This window comes from Gemmatimonadota bacterium (genome assembly GCA_016719105.1).
GTDB lineage: Bacteria > Gemmatimonadota > Gemmatimonadetes > Gemmatimonadales > Gemmatimonadaceae > SCN-70-22.
Genome location: JADKAQ010000001.1, coordinates 555,284 through 570,224 on the forward strand (window position 1 = coordinate 555,284; position 14,941 = coordinate 570,224).

A 14,941-nucleotide genomic window follows, 5' to 3' on the forward strand; every position below is an offset into this window, starting at 1 on the left:
CTCGGCTGATTGCCAATTGCAGGACTCGCACGTAGCTTGACGGCGAGTGACCCGCTGAGGCGTAGGTTGAAGCTCCTGCACGACTTAGCGCCTCCCATCCCGTGCCCTTCGTCGGCGCCGGATCGGAGGCTCATCGTGATGGAGCTCCATGCGCTCTCGGCCGCGGTTTCCCTTCGACTTCGCGGCTCGCTGCTGCGGTGGAGCATAGATGGACATGAATTCGACGATTCTCGTCGCTGCGCTTGGCGCGCTCTGCGTTGTCGCCTCCGCAGCGTTTTTTGTTTTCGGCCGACGATCCGGCCAGAGCGCCGAGCGCGACACACAGCGCGCCGCGAAGAGCACCGCCGAGGAACTGACCAAGCGCATCATCGGCGACGCCGAGCGTGAAGCCGAGTCGACGCGGAAGAGCGCGGTCCTCGCCGGTAAGGAAGAGCTGATCAAGCTGCGCGAGGCGTGGGAAGTCGAAGCGCGCCATCGTCGCGAGGAAGTGGAGCGCGAGGAGCGTCGCGTCGACGATCGGGAGACGCAGCTCGAGAAGAAGGTCGACCTGCTCGATCAGCGCGAACGCGACCTCGGGCGGCGCGCCAGCGACCTCGGGCGGAAGGAGAAGTCGATCGCCGAGCGCGAGTCGGAGTTGGACAAGCTCATCGCCGATGAGCGCCGGCGACTCGAAACGCTGGCGGGAATGTCGGCGACCGAAGCCAAGACCGAGTTGATCGCGCGTCTCGAGCGCGAGGCCGAAGCCGACGCGGCCAACCGGCTGCGCGAGATTCGCGAGTCGGCCAAGAAGAACGCCGAGCGCGAGGCCAAGAAGATCGTCGCGCTCGCCGTGCAGCGCATTGCGTCGGAGCACACGAGCGAGATCTCGGTGTCGTCGGTGGCGCTTCCGAACGACGAGATGAAGGGGCGCATCATCGGACGTGAAGGGCGGAACATCCGCGCCTTCGAGCTGGCGACCGGGGTCGACGTGGTCATCGACGACACGCCGGATACGGTCGTGGTCTCCTGTTTCGATCCCATTCGCCGCGAGATTGCCCGCCTATCGCTCGAGAAGCTGGTGACCGACGGGCGCATCCATCCGGGGCGCATCGAAGAGGTCGTCGCCAAGTCGCGCAAGGAAGTCGAGACGCAGATCGTCGAACTCGGCGAGCAGGCGGCGTACGAGACGGGGACGCACGGGCTGCACCCGGAGATCATCAAGCTCATCGGGCGCATGAAGTGGCGCACGAGCTACGGACAGAACATCCTCGACCATTCCAAGGAAGTCGCGCACCTGGCCGGGATCATGGCCGCCGAGTTGGGGTTGGACGTCGCGATGGCCAAGCGTGGCGCGCTCCTGCACGACATCGGCAAGGTCCTCACGCACGAGCACGAGGGGACGCACGTGCAGCTCGGGGTGGAGGTCGCGACCAAGTACGGCGAGCACCCGCTCGTGATCAACGCGATCGCGGCGCACCACGACGACGTGCCGCACGAGAGCGAGATTTCGGTGCTCGTGCAGGCGGCGGATGCGATCTCCGGGTCGCGCCCTGGTGCGCGCCGAGAGGCGTTCGAGACCTACGTGAAACGACTCGAAGGGCTCGAGAAGATCGCCTCCAGCTACAAGGGCGTGGACAAGGTCTTCGCCATTCAGGCGGGACGCGAGTTGCGCGTGCTGGTCACGCCGGAAGGGGTCGACGACCCGCGCATGGCGGCGCTGGCCGACGAGATCGCGCGTCGCATCGAGGCCGAGCTGCAGTACCCGGGACAGATCAAGGTGGTCATCATCCGCGAGACGAGGGCGGTCGATGTCGCTCGTTAGCGAGGCCGGTCCCATGTCGGTCGGGGAGAAGATCGACGGGACGGCGGTCGCCAAGTCCGTACGCGAGGACGTGGCACGCGAGGTCGCGGAGCTCAAGGCGCGGGGGATCACGCCGGGGCTGACGGTGGTGATCGTCGGTGAGGATCCGGCGAGCCAGACGTACGTCGCGGCCAAGGAGAAGGCGAGCGTCGAGGCTGGGATGAAAGGCGAGACGATTCGTCTCCCCGCCGACACGCCGCAGCCCGAGCTCGAAGCGCTCATCGACCGCCTCAACGCCGATGCCACGGTGCACGGGATTCTCGTCCAGAGTCCGCTCCCCCGGCACATGGACGCCAACACCGTCGTGCGACGCATCCTCCCCGAGAAGGACGTGGATGGCTTTCACCCGGTGAACGTGGGCAAGCTGCTCATCGGCGAGACGGACGGTTTCGCGCCGTGCACACCGGCTGGGGTGCAGGAGTTGCTCGTGCGCTACGGCGTGGAGACCAAGGGGAAGGAGGTCGTCATCGTCGGGCGCAGCAACATCGTCGGCAAGCCGATGGCCGCGCTGCTCATGCAGCAGGGGGCCGGTGCCGACTGCACGGTGACGGTCTGCCACTCGCGCACGAAGGATCTCCGCTTCCACACGCGCCGCGCCGACATCGTGATCGCGGCGTTAGGCAAGCCGGAGATGATCACTGGCGACATGATTCGTCCGGGCGCGGTGGTGATCGACGTGGGGATCTCGCGCGTCGACGATGCGACGCGTGCGCGGGGCTATCGCCTGGCCGGTGACGTGCACTTCGAGAGCGCGTCGAAGGTGGCGTCGCTCATCACGCCGGTCCCGGGTGGCGTCGGGCCCATGACCATCGCCATGCTGCTCAAGAACACGGTACGGGCGGCGCGACAGGCCGGCACGTGACACCGGCGCGTCGCTCGCGAGGCGCGTCGACGCCACCGCGCGAGGCGCCCGACCTGTTTGCCTTCGGCGACGACGGCGGGATGATGATGGCTCCCGAGCGACTGCCGGAGCCCGAACTGCAAGCGGCGCCTGGCGAGAGTCCGGCGGCTGCCATCTCGGTCGCGACGCTCACGCGCACGGTGAAGGACGTCCTGGAAGGGGCGTTCCCGCCGCTCTGGGTGCGCGGCGAGGTGAGCGACTTCAAGCAGCATCGCAACGGGCACTGGTATTTCTCGCTTCGCGACGAGGAGGCCTCGTTGCGCTGCGTGGTCTGGTCGCGCGACACGCGGCGCATCCCGGCGCCACCGGACGAGGGGATGACCGTCGTCGCGCTGGGGCAGGTCTCGCTGTATGCCGCACGCGGGGACCTGCAGTTCACCGTGAAGACGATGGACGCGGTGGGGGACGGCCTCTGGCGCAAGGCGTTCGAGCTCACGCGCGCGCGGCTGGAGCGCGACGGGCTGCTCGATCCGGCGCGCAAGCGCGCGCTCCCGTTCTTCCCGCGGCGCATCGCCGTGATCACCAGCGCCGACGGCGCCGCGTTGCACGACATCATCGCGGTGACGCGGCGGCGCAATCGCCTGGTGGAGCTCGTGCTGATCCCGGCGGCGGTGCAGGGCGAGGGGGCGCCCGCCTCGTTATGCGCGGCGCTCGATCGCCTGGCGTCGTGGGGCGGGGCCGACCTGGCGATCATCGGGCGCGGCGGCGGCTCGCGCGAGGATCTGTGGGCGTTCAACGACGAGCAGCTGGCGCGCAAGGTCGCCTCCTGCCCGATCCCCATCATTTCGGCGGTGGGGCATGAGGTCGACATCTCGATCTGCGACCTGGTGGCCGACTGGCGGGCCCCCACCCCGTCGGTCGCGGCCGAGCACGCCGTCCCGGTCCTGGCCGACCTGCAACGCACGGTGGCGTCCCTCGGCCGACAGCTGCAAAGTGGTGCCGCCGATGCGATCCGCGGCGGACGACGGCGACTGGAGCAGGCGGCGCGGCAGGGGAGCCAGGGGGCCCGTCGCCTGGTGGAACGCCGCCGGCTGCAACTGGGGCGCCTGAGCGGACAGCTGCACGCGCTCTCACCGCTGGCGACCATGGCGCGCGGGTACGTGGTGGCGACGTCGCCCGCGGGGCGCGTGGTGACCTCCGTGGCGGCGATCGCGCCGGGCGATCCCCTTCACCTGCGGTTGCGCGATGGGGCGGCCGAGACACGCGTGGAGACGGTGCGACGAATCGAGGACCCGACCGATGGGCAGGGATGATGGCAACGTTTGAACAGGCGCTCGAGCGACTCGAGGCGATCGTCGACGAGATGAACGGGGCGGAGATTCCGCTCGAACGCGCGCTCGCGCTGTTCGAGGAGGGGATCTCCCACCTGCGCGCCGCGAGCGAGGAACTGGGGCGCGCCGAGGCGGCGGTGAAGGTGCTCACCGAGAAGGCCGACGGCGTGCTGGCGGCGACCGACCTCGGTGGCTGACCCCATGTCGCAGGTGATGCAGGCCATCGCCGCCCAACGGTCGGCGATCGATGCGGCGCTGGTGCGCCTCTGCGACGAGACGACCGGCGCCTTCACGCCGCGCGTGGCCGAGGCCGTGCGCTACTCGCTGTTAGGCGAGGGGAAGCGCCTGCGCGGCTTCCTCGTGATCCACGGCTACCAGGCGTGTGGCGGAGGCGGGGATGTCACGGCCCTCGCCGCGGCGGTCGAGGTGGTGCACGCCTACTCGCTCGTACACGACGACCTCCCCTGCATGGACGACGATGACATGCGGCGCGGGCGGCCGACGGTGCATCGCGCCTTCGACGTCCCGGTCGCGACTGCGACGGGGTTGGCCATGGTCCCGCTAGCCGCGTGGGCCGGCTATCGTGCCGGGCGCCTTCTCGGGCTCACCCCTCGCGAGGCGGGCGCCATCGTGCGCGAGCTCATGAAGGCGGCCGGTGGCGGCGGAATGATCGGCGGCCAACTGCTCGACCTGGAGGCCGAGGGGCGCACGATGGGGCTCGAGGAACTCGAGCGCATTCACCGGGGCAAGACGGGGGCGCTCATCGAGGTCTCGGTGCGCATGGGAGCGATGGCCGCGCGCGCCGACGCCGAGCGTGTGGCGGCGCTGGGGCGCTACGGCGCGGCCATCGGACTCGCCTTCCAGATCGCCGACGACGTCCTGGACGTCACGGCGACGACCGACCAGCTCGGGAAGACCGCGGGGCGCGACATCGCGCTCAACAAGAGCACGTACCCCGCGCTGCTGGGCATCGAGGGAGCGAAGTCTCGTGCCTCCGCGTTGGTCGACGACGCCCTCGCGTCGCTGCGTGGAGCGGGGATCGCCTCGCCCGCGCTGGAAGCGCTCGCGCGCTACGCGATCGAGCGTCGCTCGTGAGCGCGCACATGAAGGGGCGCGCGTGCCAGCGCGCGTGTCGGCGTATGTGTCGGCGCTTGTGCGGGTACGAGACCGCCCGGCCCCGGCGCTGAGTCGTGCGGGAGCTTCCCTCGACGACACCTTCCGCACACCTTCCGTCCATGTCTATCCTCGATCGCGTCAACTCCCCGGCCGACCTGCGGCGCCTCTCGCGCGATGAACTGCGCACGCTGGCGGCGGAGATGCGCGCGCGACTGATCGACGTCTGCTCGCGCACCGGGGGACACATCGGGGCCGGGCTCGGCGTCGTCGAGCTCTCGATCGCGTTGCACTACGTCTTCGAGACGCCGCACGACCAGCTGGTGTGGGACGTCGGGCACCAGGGATACCCGCACAAGCTCCTCACCGGGCGCAACAGCCGGATGGAGACGCTGCGCCAGGAGGGGGGACTCTCGGGCTTCCTCAAGCGGTCGGAGAGCGAGTACGACGCCTTTGGCGCCGGCCACGCGGCCACGTCGATCTCGGCAGCGTTAGGCATCGCGGCCGCACGCGACCTGCAGGGCGACGACTACAAGGTGGTGGCCATCATCGGCGACGGCTCGCTCACCAGCGGGCTCGCCTACGAGGCCCTCAACAACGCCGGGCATTCGGACCGCGACTTCGTGGTCGTCCTCAACGACAACGAGATGTCGATCGCGCCCAACGTCGGGGCGATGTCGCGCTATCTCACGCAGGTGCAACGCAACCCGCTGTACAACCGGGTGCGCGACAAGATCGGCGAGTTCGTCGAGACGCACGGCGCGCTCAACACGCTCGTGCGCAAGTGGGAGGAGAGCGTCAAGTCGTTCCTCACCCCCGGCGTCCTCTTCGAGGAGTTGGGCTTCCGCTACTTTGGCCCCATCGACGGACACGACCTCGACGTCCTGCTGGACACCTTCGAACTGGTGCGCCAGCGCGGCGGGCCCCGCCTCGTGCACGTGATCACGCAGAAGGGGCGCGGCTTCCCCGCCGGCGAGCACGGTGAGAAGTGGCACGCGCTGCCGCCGGGACACGACCCGGCAACCGGCAAGCAGCTCAAGGTGTCAACCGCCAACCCGGCGTACACCGCCGTCTTCGGCAAGGGGCTCGGCGAGCTGATGAACGAGCGCGCCGACGTCGTGGCCATCACCGCCGCGATGCCGAGCGGCACCGGGGTGGGCGGCGCGGCCAAGGCGCACCCCACCCGCGTCTTCGACGTGGGGATCGCTGAGGGGCACGGCGTGACCTTCGCCGCGGGGATGGCGACACGTGGAGTGCGCCCTGTCGTCGCGATCTATTCCTCGTTCCTGCAGCGCGCATACGACAACGTCATCCACGACGTGGCGTTGCAGTCGCTCCCCGTCGTCTTCGCGATGGATCGCGCCGGACTCGTGGGTGAGGACGGTGAGACGCACATGGGGCTGTACGACATCGCCTACATGCTCGCCGTCCCCAACATGATCGTGACCGCCCCCAAGGACGGGACGGAGCTGCTCGCGCTGCTGCGAGCGGGGCTGGAGCAGACCGGGGGACCGTTCTGCGTTCGGTACCCGCGCGACGCGGCCCCCGAACTGGTGCCCGCCATGAGCGCGATTCAGGCCACACGTCACGCGACCTGGGAAGTACTGCGGCGCGGGACCGACGGTGTGGCGATCCTGGCGGTGGGGACGATGGTGCAGGAGTCGCTGGCCGCCGCGGAGGCGTTAGGCGCGGAAGGGATCCGCGTGACGGTCGTCAATTGCCGCTACCTCAAGCCGCATGACGAAGTGACCCTCGCGGCGCTGCTCGCCAGCCACAAGACGTTGCTGGTGGTCGAGGAAGGGACGGTGGTGAACGGCTTCGGCGCGTACCTCGCGCGTCTCGTGGAGCAGCAGGACGCGGGCGTGCGGGTCATCGCGCACGGGGTCCCGGACCGGATCATCGTCTCTGCGTCGCGCACGCGGCAGCTGGCGCTGTGCGGGCTCGACGCGACGGGGATTGCGGCGCGCGTGCGCGCGCTGCACGAGAGCGAGGCGCTCGCCGGGTGATGCGCCTCGGCGTCGTGGGGCATCGCGGGTACGACGACCTTCTCCCGCTCCTGGGCACCCTGCAGCGTCTGGCCCCCACGCTCGGTGCCACCCTCGTCCCCGAGCCCGAGCTCGCGGCGCTCGTGCCCGGCGTCCCGGTCCTGCAGGACCTGGGATCGCTCGATGCCCTCATCTCGCTCGGGGGCGATGGCACCCTGCTGCGCGCCGCCCGCATGCTCGCCGGCCGCGAGATCCCGATTCTCGGGATCAACCTCGGCCGCCTGGGCTTCCTCACCGCGTGCGGACGCGAGGACGTCGAGACCGCGCTGCGGCGTTTCGTGGCCGGTGACTACGTCTCCGATGCGCGCATGGCGCTCGAGGCGGTCGTCTCCAACGGAGGAGAGCCGGAGGCCAGCTGGCACGCCCTCAACGACGTCGTCCTCAAGCAGGGGGGCAAGGCGCGCGTGATGCGCCTGCACATCGAGGTCAACGGCGAGGCCATCGCGCAGTACGCCGCCGATGGCGTGGTGGTCGCGACCCCGACGGGTTCCACCGCGTACTCGCTCTCGGCGGGGGGGCCGGTCGTCGATCCCGCGCTCGAGTCGATCCTCCTGTGCCCGATCTCTGCCCACTCGCTCTCCATCCGTCCACTCGTCCTGCCGCCGTCGGCGGAGATCGTGATGCGCGTGGAGGATGATGACAGCGATCAATTGGTAACGATCGACGGGCAGATCGGGACAACGTTCGGGAGTCAACAGCGACTCACGGTGCGGCGCGCCGGTCGCGTCGTGCTCCTCGTGCGCTTCCCGGAAATGACCTTCTTCTCGCGCATGCGACGCAAGCTGGGGTGGAGCGCGGGCGGCGACCCCCGGTAGCCGGCCAACGCATGCTCACCGAACTCCGCATTCGCAACGTGGCCATCCTCGAGTCGGTGGCGCTCCCGCTGCGCCCCGGCTTCAACGTCCTGTCGGGCGAGACCGGGGCGGGGAAGTCGATCATCGTCGAGGCGCTCGGATTGTTGTTAGGCGAGCGGGGGAGCGCCGACCTCGTACGGGCCGGCGCCGACAAGGCGAGCGTCGAGGGGGTGTTCGATGCCGGGGCACGTCCCGACCTGCTCCGTACGCTCGACGAGCGCGGCGTCGAGGTCGAGGATGGCGTCGTCGTCCTGCGGCGCGAGATCGGGAGCGCCGGTCGCAGCCGCGCCTGGATCAACGGGTCGACCGTCACCACGGCGACGCTCGCCGAGGTGGGGCGCGCGCTCGTCAACATCCACGGGCAACACGAGTCGCAGACGCTCCTCAATCCCGAGGTGCAGCGCGCGGTGCTCGATGCCTTCGGCGGCGCCACGTCGCAGGCGGCGCGAGTGGTCGAGGCCTTCGACGCCGTGACCGCCGTGCGCGAGCAGATCGCCTCGCTGGCCTCGCGCCGCGCCGCCGCCGAGAAGCGCGCTGACTACCTCCGGCACGTGGCGAAGGAACTCGAGGAGGCCCGGCTGGTCGCGGGGGAGGAGGCGAAGCTCGAGGACGAGGTGCGCCGCCTGTCGCATGTGGCCGAGTTGCGCACGCACGCCGCGCACCTGCGCGAGGCGATCGACGGCGAAGATGAATCGGCGCTGCGCCTGCTGGGGGCGGCGCAACGCGCGTTAGGCTCTGCGGCGCGCCTCGATCCCGCCCTCGCGCGGCTTCAGGAGATGCTCGACTCGGCCTTCGTGCAGCTCGAGGAACTGTCGCGCGAGGTGCAGGACTACGAAGGGGCGCTCGACACCGACCCCGGTCGCCTCGTCGAGCTCGAACGGCGTCGCGACGTCGTCTTCCGGCTGACGCGCAAGTACGGGGGGAGCGTCGAGTCGGCGCTCGAGACGCTGCGCGAGGCGCGCGAGGAACTCGAGCTCGTCGATACCGCCGGGCTCGACCTCGGGACGCTCAGTCAACGGGAGACGGAGCTGGCCGCGAGCCTCGCGCGCGAGGCGCAGGCGCTCAGCGCCGCCCGGGTGCGCGCCGCCCGCGCGCTGCAGCGCGACGTCGATGCGGTCTTTCCCGACCTGGGGCTCGCCGACGGCCATCTCACGGTCTCGCTCGCGGCACGCGCCGAGGTGGGGCGGAGCGGCGCCGAGGACGTCGAGTATCGCGTCGCGCTCAACGTGGGGCACGAGGCGCGCTCGCTGGCGCGCGTTGCGTCTGGCGGGGAACTCGCCCGTGTGATGCTGGCCCTCAAGACGATCCTCGCGCGGCTCGATGGCGTCCCCACGCTCGTCTTCGACGAGGTCGATGCCGGCATCGGCGGGCGCGTCGGGCTCTGCGTGGGCGACACGATGCGGCGCGTCGCCGAGCACCATCAGGTCTTCGCCATCACGCACCTCCCGCAGATCGCCGCGCGCGCGCACCATCACATCGTGGTGAGCAAGGGAGCGCGCGGCGGCGTCACGACCGCCGACCTCCGCGTGGTGGACGGCGAGGCACGCGTCACCGAGGTCGCGCGCATGCTGGGCGGCGACCCCGAGAGCGATGCCAGTCGCGCGCACGCCCGCGAGCTGCTGGAGAGTGCGGCGCACGCGTTGCGCGAGGCGCCGAAGAAGCGGGCGCGGGGGAAACGGGCGGCCGACGACAGCCGAGGGGAGTGAGCGGCCTCCCCTCGGGGTTGCCTAACGCAGCGCGCGACGCGGGGGACGGGCGGGGCGATTCTCCGGAGTCCCGAAGAGGCGGGAGTACAGGCGAATGCCGATCGCCTGCGTGAAGGTCTTCATCGCCTGACCGCTTCCGCTCATCGACTGTCCCACCATGTAGCTGACTTCGAGCGGAAGCTTCGAGCGGCCGCGGTAGTACGCGGCCATCGACGAGTAGGTGAAGCCTGCCACCAGGCGCTGCTCCGTGCGCTCCGTCCCGGCGTTGAGCACCGAGGCGTCGAGGGTCACCTGCTCCCCCGCCAGGTTCGTCACCGGAAAGCTCCCGGTGTAGGCATCCTCGCCCTTGTGTGCCACGCTGTAGGTGGCGCTCATCATCAGCGCATCCGTCAGCGTCAGGCGCGGTGAGACCTCGGCCACGTAGTAGTCGCCCAGGTCGCGCGTGACGAATTGCCTGCGATAGAGGGCGGGGAACGGGGCGTTCGGCACGTCGGGAATGCGCATGAACTGCTCGTCGACCTGCTGCACGCCGTAGCGTCCCACGACGGAGGTCCAGAAGCGGCGGCCGAAGAGGAAGTCGGCGAAGACGCGTCCCTCGATGTCGTTGGTCCGGTCGCCGGTGCCGACGTCGGCGAAGTCGTCGGGCGAGTGCAGCTGGCCAGTTCCCAATCGGTAGGCTCCGCCAACCGCGAGTCGGAACCGGAACCCGCTCCAATCGACGCGCTGCGGCGGGCGCGTCCCGAGCCCGTCATAGAGCAGGACCTTGGCGCCGAACTCCACGTCGCCGATGTGCGAGCGTTCCACCGTCTCGATGGGGACGGCGGCGATGCCGAAGGCGGAGTCGCGCACGATGGTGTTGAAGTCGGCGAGCCCCATCAGCGGCGCCCCGACGGGGCGCGACTCGATCCAGCCCGGGCGTCCCGTCGGCGCACCGAGGAAAGTCGCAAAGTCGCTGGAGAGCGTCGCGAGGCGCGCGGCGATCTCCTTCTGCAGCGTCGAACCCTCCACCGGAGCGTAGGGCGAGCCCTCGCCCGCCTTGGTGCCGTAGATGCTCGTGACGGCGGCGGCCACCGCGCTCCCGGTCGCGGCCAGCTGCGCCGCCTTCGCCCGATCGGCATTGATGGCGGCGCACGCCGGGGCGGTGCTCCCCACGCAGGCGGTAAGCTGCGCCTGCAGCTGCGACACGGCCTGCCCGATCTGGGTGAACAGCACGAGGTTCTGTGCCAGCGCCGCCGCCTTCGTCCGCGACGGGTTGATCCCCATCGTCCCTTCGTTGCGGCCGGGATTGGGATTCAGCGAGACCTCGGTGCGCGTCTTCACGTAGGGGACCAGCACGCCTAACGTGATACGGCGCGTGAGCCCGTACTCGAGCGAGATGGGCGTGGTGACGGCCGAGTAGTCGAAGTCGACCCGCAACCGGCCGAGCGAGCTCGCGATGCCGCTCTTTCCCGCCAGCGTCTGCAGCGCCGCGGTGAGCGGCCGGAGTGGCTCGAAGCGCGAAGGACCGAGGGAGTCGACGTCGTAGTCGACCCCCAGGCGTTCGGCGGCACCGCGCGTGCGGCCGTTCAGGCCATCGCTGAAGCGCTCGTTGGAGCGCCCCCAGGTGGGCTGGACGCCAAACCGGAAGAGCCCCTTCGGCACGACCGTCGCGTCGTCGGATGGGCCGAGGGCGCGCTGGGCGCTGGCGCTCCCCGGCCAGACGGCGAGCGCCGCAGCGAGCACCGCCCCCCAGGTCGCGGTCCTCGGCATCGGCCGGTGGCGTCGTTTGAGGTGTAGGGTCGACAAGGTAAGTTGTGACGTCCGTAGGCGGCCCCGCGCGTCCTCCGCCATCGCGGCGGTCTGGAGCAGGGGCCGGGTCATCGAAAGTAATCCAGCCGTGAACGATACACCGATCCCTCCCATCCCGTGGCAGATCACCGGCAACCACTGGATCGCGCTCCCCTGCATCCACCCGGGTGACGGATCGATCCACGCCGTCGGCACCCTGCATTGCGGGGCCCGCGCTGCCGTCGAACTCGCCGGTGGCGAGGACTTCGCCAGCGGACGCGAGGCGCCGATCGCGCGCCCCGTGCTGGCGATCGATGGCGTGCCGGTCGACTGGTCTGATACCACGCTGGCGTGGGAGCGTGCCCTCAATTGGCTCCCGACCTTCACCGCCACCATCGGGAACATCGTCGTGCGGGCGACGGTCTTCGCGCCGTACGGGCGCGACGCCGATACCGCCGGCGCCGTGTACGCCTTCGCCTTCGAGAACCGCTCGACGCAGGGGATCAGGGTCACCGTCGGGCTCGAAGGGGAACTCGGGCATCGCCAGCTGCGGGTGAAGTCGGCGCGCGCCTTCGTCGATCGCCATGCGGTGCGGCGCGGCGCGACCGACGCGGTCATCCTCGCGGGGGATGCCGTCCCGGGACTGATGGCGCTCGCCATCGGCGCCGACGGCGCCGCGACGATCGACGTCCCTAACGAGCGGTCCTACGCCATCCGACGTGAGATCCGCGTCCCCCCCACCGGGGTGGCTGAGGCGGCCTTCTTCCTCGCGGTCGGCCCCGAGGGGGATGGCGCCGAGGCGACGGTCGCCGTCATGCGCCGCCGCGGGTGGCGCTACCTGCTCTCGGCCACGCGCGACGCGCTGCGCGCCCTCGAGCAGACGACCGGACACGAGGGGATCGATGCCATCATCAATCGCAATCTCCTCTTTGCCTACTTCTACGGCGTGGGGCGGGCGCTCGACGACGCTCACTTCTACCTCGTGCGCTCGCGCGTCCCCTGGCATTCGCGCGGCGTGACGGTGCGTGAGTGGGAAGCCCTGATGTGGACCATCCCAGCGGTGCAGCTGGCGGACGCCCCCCTGGCGCGCGAACTCATCCTGCGCGCCTGCGAACTGCATGGCTACTCACCCGGAACCGGGGTGCGCTACTTCGACGGGACGCTCTTCGAGCCCGGCTTCTCCCTCGAGGGCGCGGGGGCGTACGCCATCGCGATCGACCGCTACATCCGCGACACCGGCGACGACCAGATCGTCGAGGAACCGGTCATCGCCGACACGCTCTACGGCTCGCACGAGGACATCTCCGCGCGCCGGCACGAGACGATCCCGCTGTACACCACCGAGGTCACCCCCGCGGGGCGTCCGGCCGCCTTCCCCTACACGCTGCACGGCAACGCCGTCGCCGCACAGGCGCTCGACGTCTTCCGTCGCACCCTCGACGAGGAGACGGCGCGTGCCATCGAGGACCCCGACGCGGTGCGCGCCGCACTCCAACGCCACTTTGCCGGCGAGCGTGAGGGCAAGGCGATCCTGATGTCGGCCGTCAACCTCGCCGGGGAGGCCGTCGCCGACGACGAGCCGGCGGCGTCGGTCGTCTGGCTCCCGCTCTACGAAACGCTCGATCGTCGCGACTCGGCGTACCGCCGCACGGTGCGCACGATCGACGTGCAGCCGCGCGTGCTGGCCCAGCAGATTGCCCGACTCCTCGGCCCTGACGCCAAGGATGTCATGCGCTGGCTGCGCCGCGCCCCCCTGCACGACGGGCTGGCCGCCGAGGAAGTGGATGTCGACGGGAAGGCGACCGCCAACGGCGGCGACGCGTCGCTCGCCGGTCTGCTGGCGTACACGCTCTGGTATGCGGTACACGCCCTCGGGGTCACGCCATGAGCCGCGAGGCGGTCGAGTCGCTCTTTACCATGGCCTACGGGTACCGCCCCTCCGTCGTCACCTCCGCACCGGGGCGGGTCAACCTCATCGGCGAACACACCGACTACAACGGTGGCGAGGTCCTCCCCATCGCCATCGCCCAGCGCACGTGGGTCGCCATCGCGCCGGCGCGCACGGCGATGTCGCGTGCCGTGTCGCGCGAGCGAGGCGAGGTCGGCACCTGGGACTCCGCGTACGGTGCGGCGACCGGGACCTGGTGGGATTACGTGGCCGGCGCGCTCGCCGAGGCGGCCTCGTTAGGTTCCCGCCCCCACGGACACGACGTGGCGGTCGTGAGCGATGTCCCCATGGGGGCGGGGCTCTCGTCCTCCGCGGCACTGCAAGTGGCCACCGTGCTCGCCGCGCTCGCACTGGACGGGATTCGCGTGGATGCGGAGGGGGAAGGGGGACGCGCCCCGTCGATGCGCGACGTCGCCCTGGCGGCGCACCGTGCCGAAACCGGATTCGTGGGGGTCGCCTGCGGGATCATGGACCAGTTCGCGAGCGCGCTCTGTCGCCGCGGGCACGCGCTGCACTTGCACTGCGACACCGGGGTGTCGCACGCCGTCCCCTTCGACCGAGGGGTGCTCATCGTCGACACCATGACGCCGCGGGCGCTGCGCGACTCGGATTTCAATGCGCGACGTGCCGAATGCACCGCGGCGCTGGAGATCCTCCGCCGAATCGATCCCACGCTCGACGCGCTCGCCCACGCGTCGCCGGCCCTGCTCGATCGCGCGGCGCTCCCCGATCCCGAGGGGAAGCGCGCGCGTCACGTGGTGAGCGAGACGCATCGCGTGCGCGACTTCGTGGCCCTGTGCGGGACGGCCGATGCGCACGACCGGCAGGGGCATCTCCTCAACGCGTCGCATCGCTCGCTGCGTCTCGACTACGAGTGCTCGACTCCCGAACTCGATTGGGTCGTCGAGCATTGCGTCGCACGTGTGGGGATCGACGGGGCGCGTCTCACAGGCGCGGGGTGGGGCGGCTGCGCGATCGTGATGGGTGACGAGGCCACCCTTGGCGACTTCGCCAGCGGATTGGCTGCCGCATTCCACCTCGCCTGGATGCGGACCCCGCGCACGTGGGTCACGACGCCGCACGATGGGGCGCGCATCGAACGGTAGCGCGGGATCGAGGACGGCAATCGACGGGGATTGCCTTGTTCGTGTGGGCGCGTGGCCGCTATACTTCGCGCGTCGCGGGAATAGCTCAGTTGGTAGAGCACAACCTTGCCAAGGTTGGGGTCGCGGGTTCGAGTCCCGTTTCCCGCTCTCAGAAAATCCGAAGACGGGAAGACGAGAAGACGAGTGGTGCGGCGGCACGCCCAACATCTCGTCTTCTCGTCTTCTCATGTCCCGGTCAGGCCGGGACCTCCGGTCATTCCCAGAGCAGGCGCGGGTGGCGAAATGGTAGACGCGGGGGACTTAAAATCCCCTTCGGGCAACCGAGTGCGGGTTCGAGTCCCGCCCCGCGCATGACCCACTGCCACGCATGCGGCGCCCAAGGATACACTT

General features: G+C 70.2%; 11 protein-coding genes and 2 tRNA genes. 12 read left to right on the plus strand and 1 reads right to left on the minus strand.

The annotated features are described in order from the left end of the window. Window positions 1–214 precede the first annotated feature (214 nt). The 8 genes from rny (at window position 215) to recN (ending at window position 9,730) form a co-directional block, all read left to right on the plus strand. Window positions 215–1,801, plus strand: a complete 1,587-nt coding sequence (rny, locus tag IPN47_02395) for a ribonuclease Y (protein MBK9406898.1) — start codon at window positions 215–217, stop codon at window positions 1,799–1,801. A gap of 13 nt (window positions 1,802–1,814) precedes the next feature. Further along, window positions 1,815–2,702 (plus strand): bifunctional 5,10-methylenetetrahydrofolate dehydrogenase/5,10-methenyltetrahydrofolate cyclohydrolase, encoded by an 888-nt coding sequence (locus IPN47_02400; protein MBK9406899.1) that lies wholly within the window; start codon window positions 1,815–1,817, stop codon window positions 2,700–2,702. Next, the gene (gene xseA / locus IPN47_02405) at window positions 2,699–3,994 is read left to right on the plus strand and encodes an exodeoxyribonuclease VII large subunit (GenBank protein MBK9406900.1); all 1,296 of its coding nucleotides are present in this window, start codon (window positions 2,699–2,701) and stop codon (window positions 3,992–3,994) included. The genes IPN47_02400 and xseA overlap by 4 nt, the downstream gene beginning before the upstream one ends. Next, window positions 3,991–4,209 carry an exodeoxyribonuclease VII small subunit gene (gene xseB, locus IPN47_02410; protein ID MBK9406901.1) on the plus strand — a complete coding sequence of 73 codons (219 nt, stop codon included), beginning with the start codon at window positions 3,991–3,993 and terminating at the stop codon, window positions 4,207–4,209. The genes xseA and xseB overlap by 4 nt, the downstream gene beginning before the upstream one ends. A gap of 13 nt (window positions 4,210–4,222) precedes the next feature. Next, window positions 4,223–5,107 carry a polyprenyl synthetase family protein gene (locus IPN47_02415; GenBank protein ID MBK9406902.1) on the plus strand — a complete coding sequence of 295 codons (885 nt, stop codon included), beginning with the start codon at window positions 4,223–4,225 and terminating at the stop codon, window positions 5,105–5,107. A gap of 140 nt (window positions 5,108–5,247) precedes the next feature. Beyond that, on the plus strand, window positions 5,248–7,131 hold the full coding sequence (locus tag IPN47_02420) for a 1-deoxy-D-xylulose-5-phosphate synthase (protein ID MBK9406903.1): 1,884 nt from the start codon (window positions 5,248–5,250) through the stop codon (window positions 7,129–7,131). Beyond that, entirely contained in the window at window positions 7,131–7,985 is an 855-nt protein-coding gene (locus IPN47_02425; GenBank protein ID MBK9406904.1) for an NAD(+)/NADH kinase, read from the plus strand. The genes IPN47_02420 and IPN47_02425 overlap by 1 nt, the downstream gene beginning before the upstream one ends. Window positions 7,986–7,996: 11 nt before the next feature. Continuing rightward, a complete protein-coding gene (gene recN, locus IPN47_02430) occupies window positions 7,997–9,730 on the plus strand; it encodes a DNA repair protein RecN (protein MBK9406905.1) in 1,734 nt (577 codons plus the stop codon). Between the two features lie 21 nt (window positions 9,731–9,751). On the opposite strand, the gene IPN47_02435 is transcribed toward recN, so the two are convergent. Further along, window positions 9,752–11,479: a hypothetical protein gene (locus tag IPN47_02435; GenBank protein MBK9406906.1), complete on the minus strand. Its 1,728-nt coding sequence runs from the start codon at window positions 11,477–11,479 to the stop codon at window positions 9,752–9,754. A gap of 127 nt (window positions 11,480–11,606) precedes the next feature. Between IPN47_02435 and IPN47_02440 the strand changes: the two genes are divergently transcribed. From IPN47_02440 to IPN47_02455, 4 genes are all read left to right on the plus strand, one after another. Continuing rightward, the gene (locus IPN47_02440; protein ID MBK9406907.1) at window positions 11,607–13,385 is read left to right on the plus strand and encodes a hypothetical protein; all 1,779 of its coding nucleotides are present in this window, start codon (window positions 11,607–11,609) and stop codon (window positions 13,383–13,385) included. Then, window positions 13,382–14,551, plus strand: coding sequence for a galactokinase (galK, locus tag IPN47_02445; GenBank protein MBK9406908.1), 1,170 nt, complete (start codon window positions 13,382–13,384; stop codon window positions 14,549–14,551). Before IPN47_02440 ends, galK begins: the two co-directional genes overlap by 4 nt. Before the next feature lie 74 nt (window positions 14,552–14,625). Continuing rightward, a tRNA-Gly gene (locus IPN47_02450) sits at window positions 14,626–14,698 on the plus strand. A gap of 121 nt (window positions 14,699–14,819) precedes the next feature. Continuing rightward, window positions 14,820–14,902, plus strand: a tRNA-Leu gene (locus IPN47_02455). The last annotated feature ends 39 nt before the right edge of the window (window positions 14,903–14,941 follow it).

What these genes read in the sequence shown, in the direction of transcription:
- rny (MBK9406898.1), top strand. Translation starts at nt 215, where the DNA reads ATGAATTCGACGATTCTCGTCGCTGCGCTTGGCGCGCTCTGCGTTGTC.
- IPN47_02400 (MBK9406899.1), top strand. Translation starts at nt 1,815, where the DNA reads ATGTCGGTCGGGGAGAAGATCGACGGGACGGCGGTCGCCAAGTCCGTA.
- xseB (MBK9406901.1), top strand. Translation starts at nt 3,991, where the DNA reads ATGATGGCAACGTTTGAACAGGCGCTCGAGCGACTCGAGGCGATCGTC.
- IPN47_02420 (MBK9406903.1), top strand. Translation starts at nt 5,248, where the DNA reads ATGTCTATCCTCGATCGCGTCAACTCCCCGGCCGACCTGCGGCGCCTC.
- IPN47_02425 (MBK9406904.1), top strand. Translation starts at nt 7,131, where the DNA reads ATGCGCCTCGGCGTCGTGGGGCATCGCGGGTACGACGACCTTCTCCCG.
- recN (MBK9406905.1), top strand. Translation starts at nt 7,997, where the DNA reads ATGCTCACCGAACTCCGCATTCGCAACGTGGCCATCCTCGAGTCGGTG.
- IPN47_02435 (MBK9406906.1), bottom strand. Translation starts at nt 11,479, where the DNA reads ATGCCGAGGACCGCGACCTGGGGGGCGGTGCTCGCTGCGGCGCTCGCC.
- galK (MBK9406908.1), top strand. Translation starts at nt 13,382, where the DNA reads ATGAGCCGCGAGGCGGTCGAGTCGCTCTTTACCATGGCCTACGGGTAC.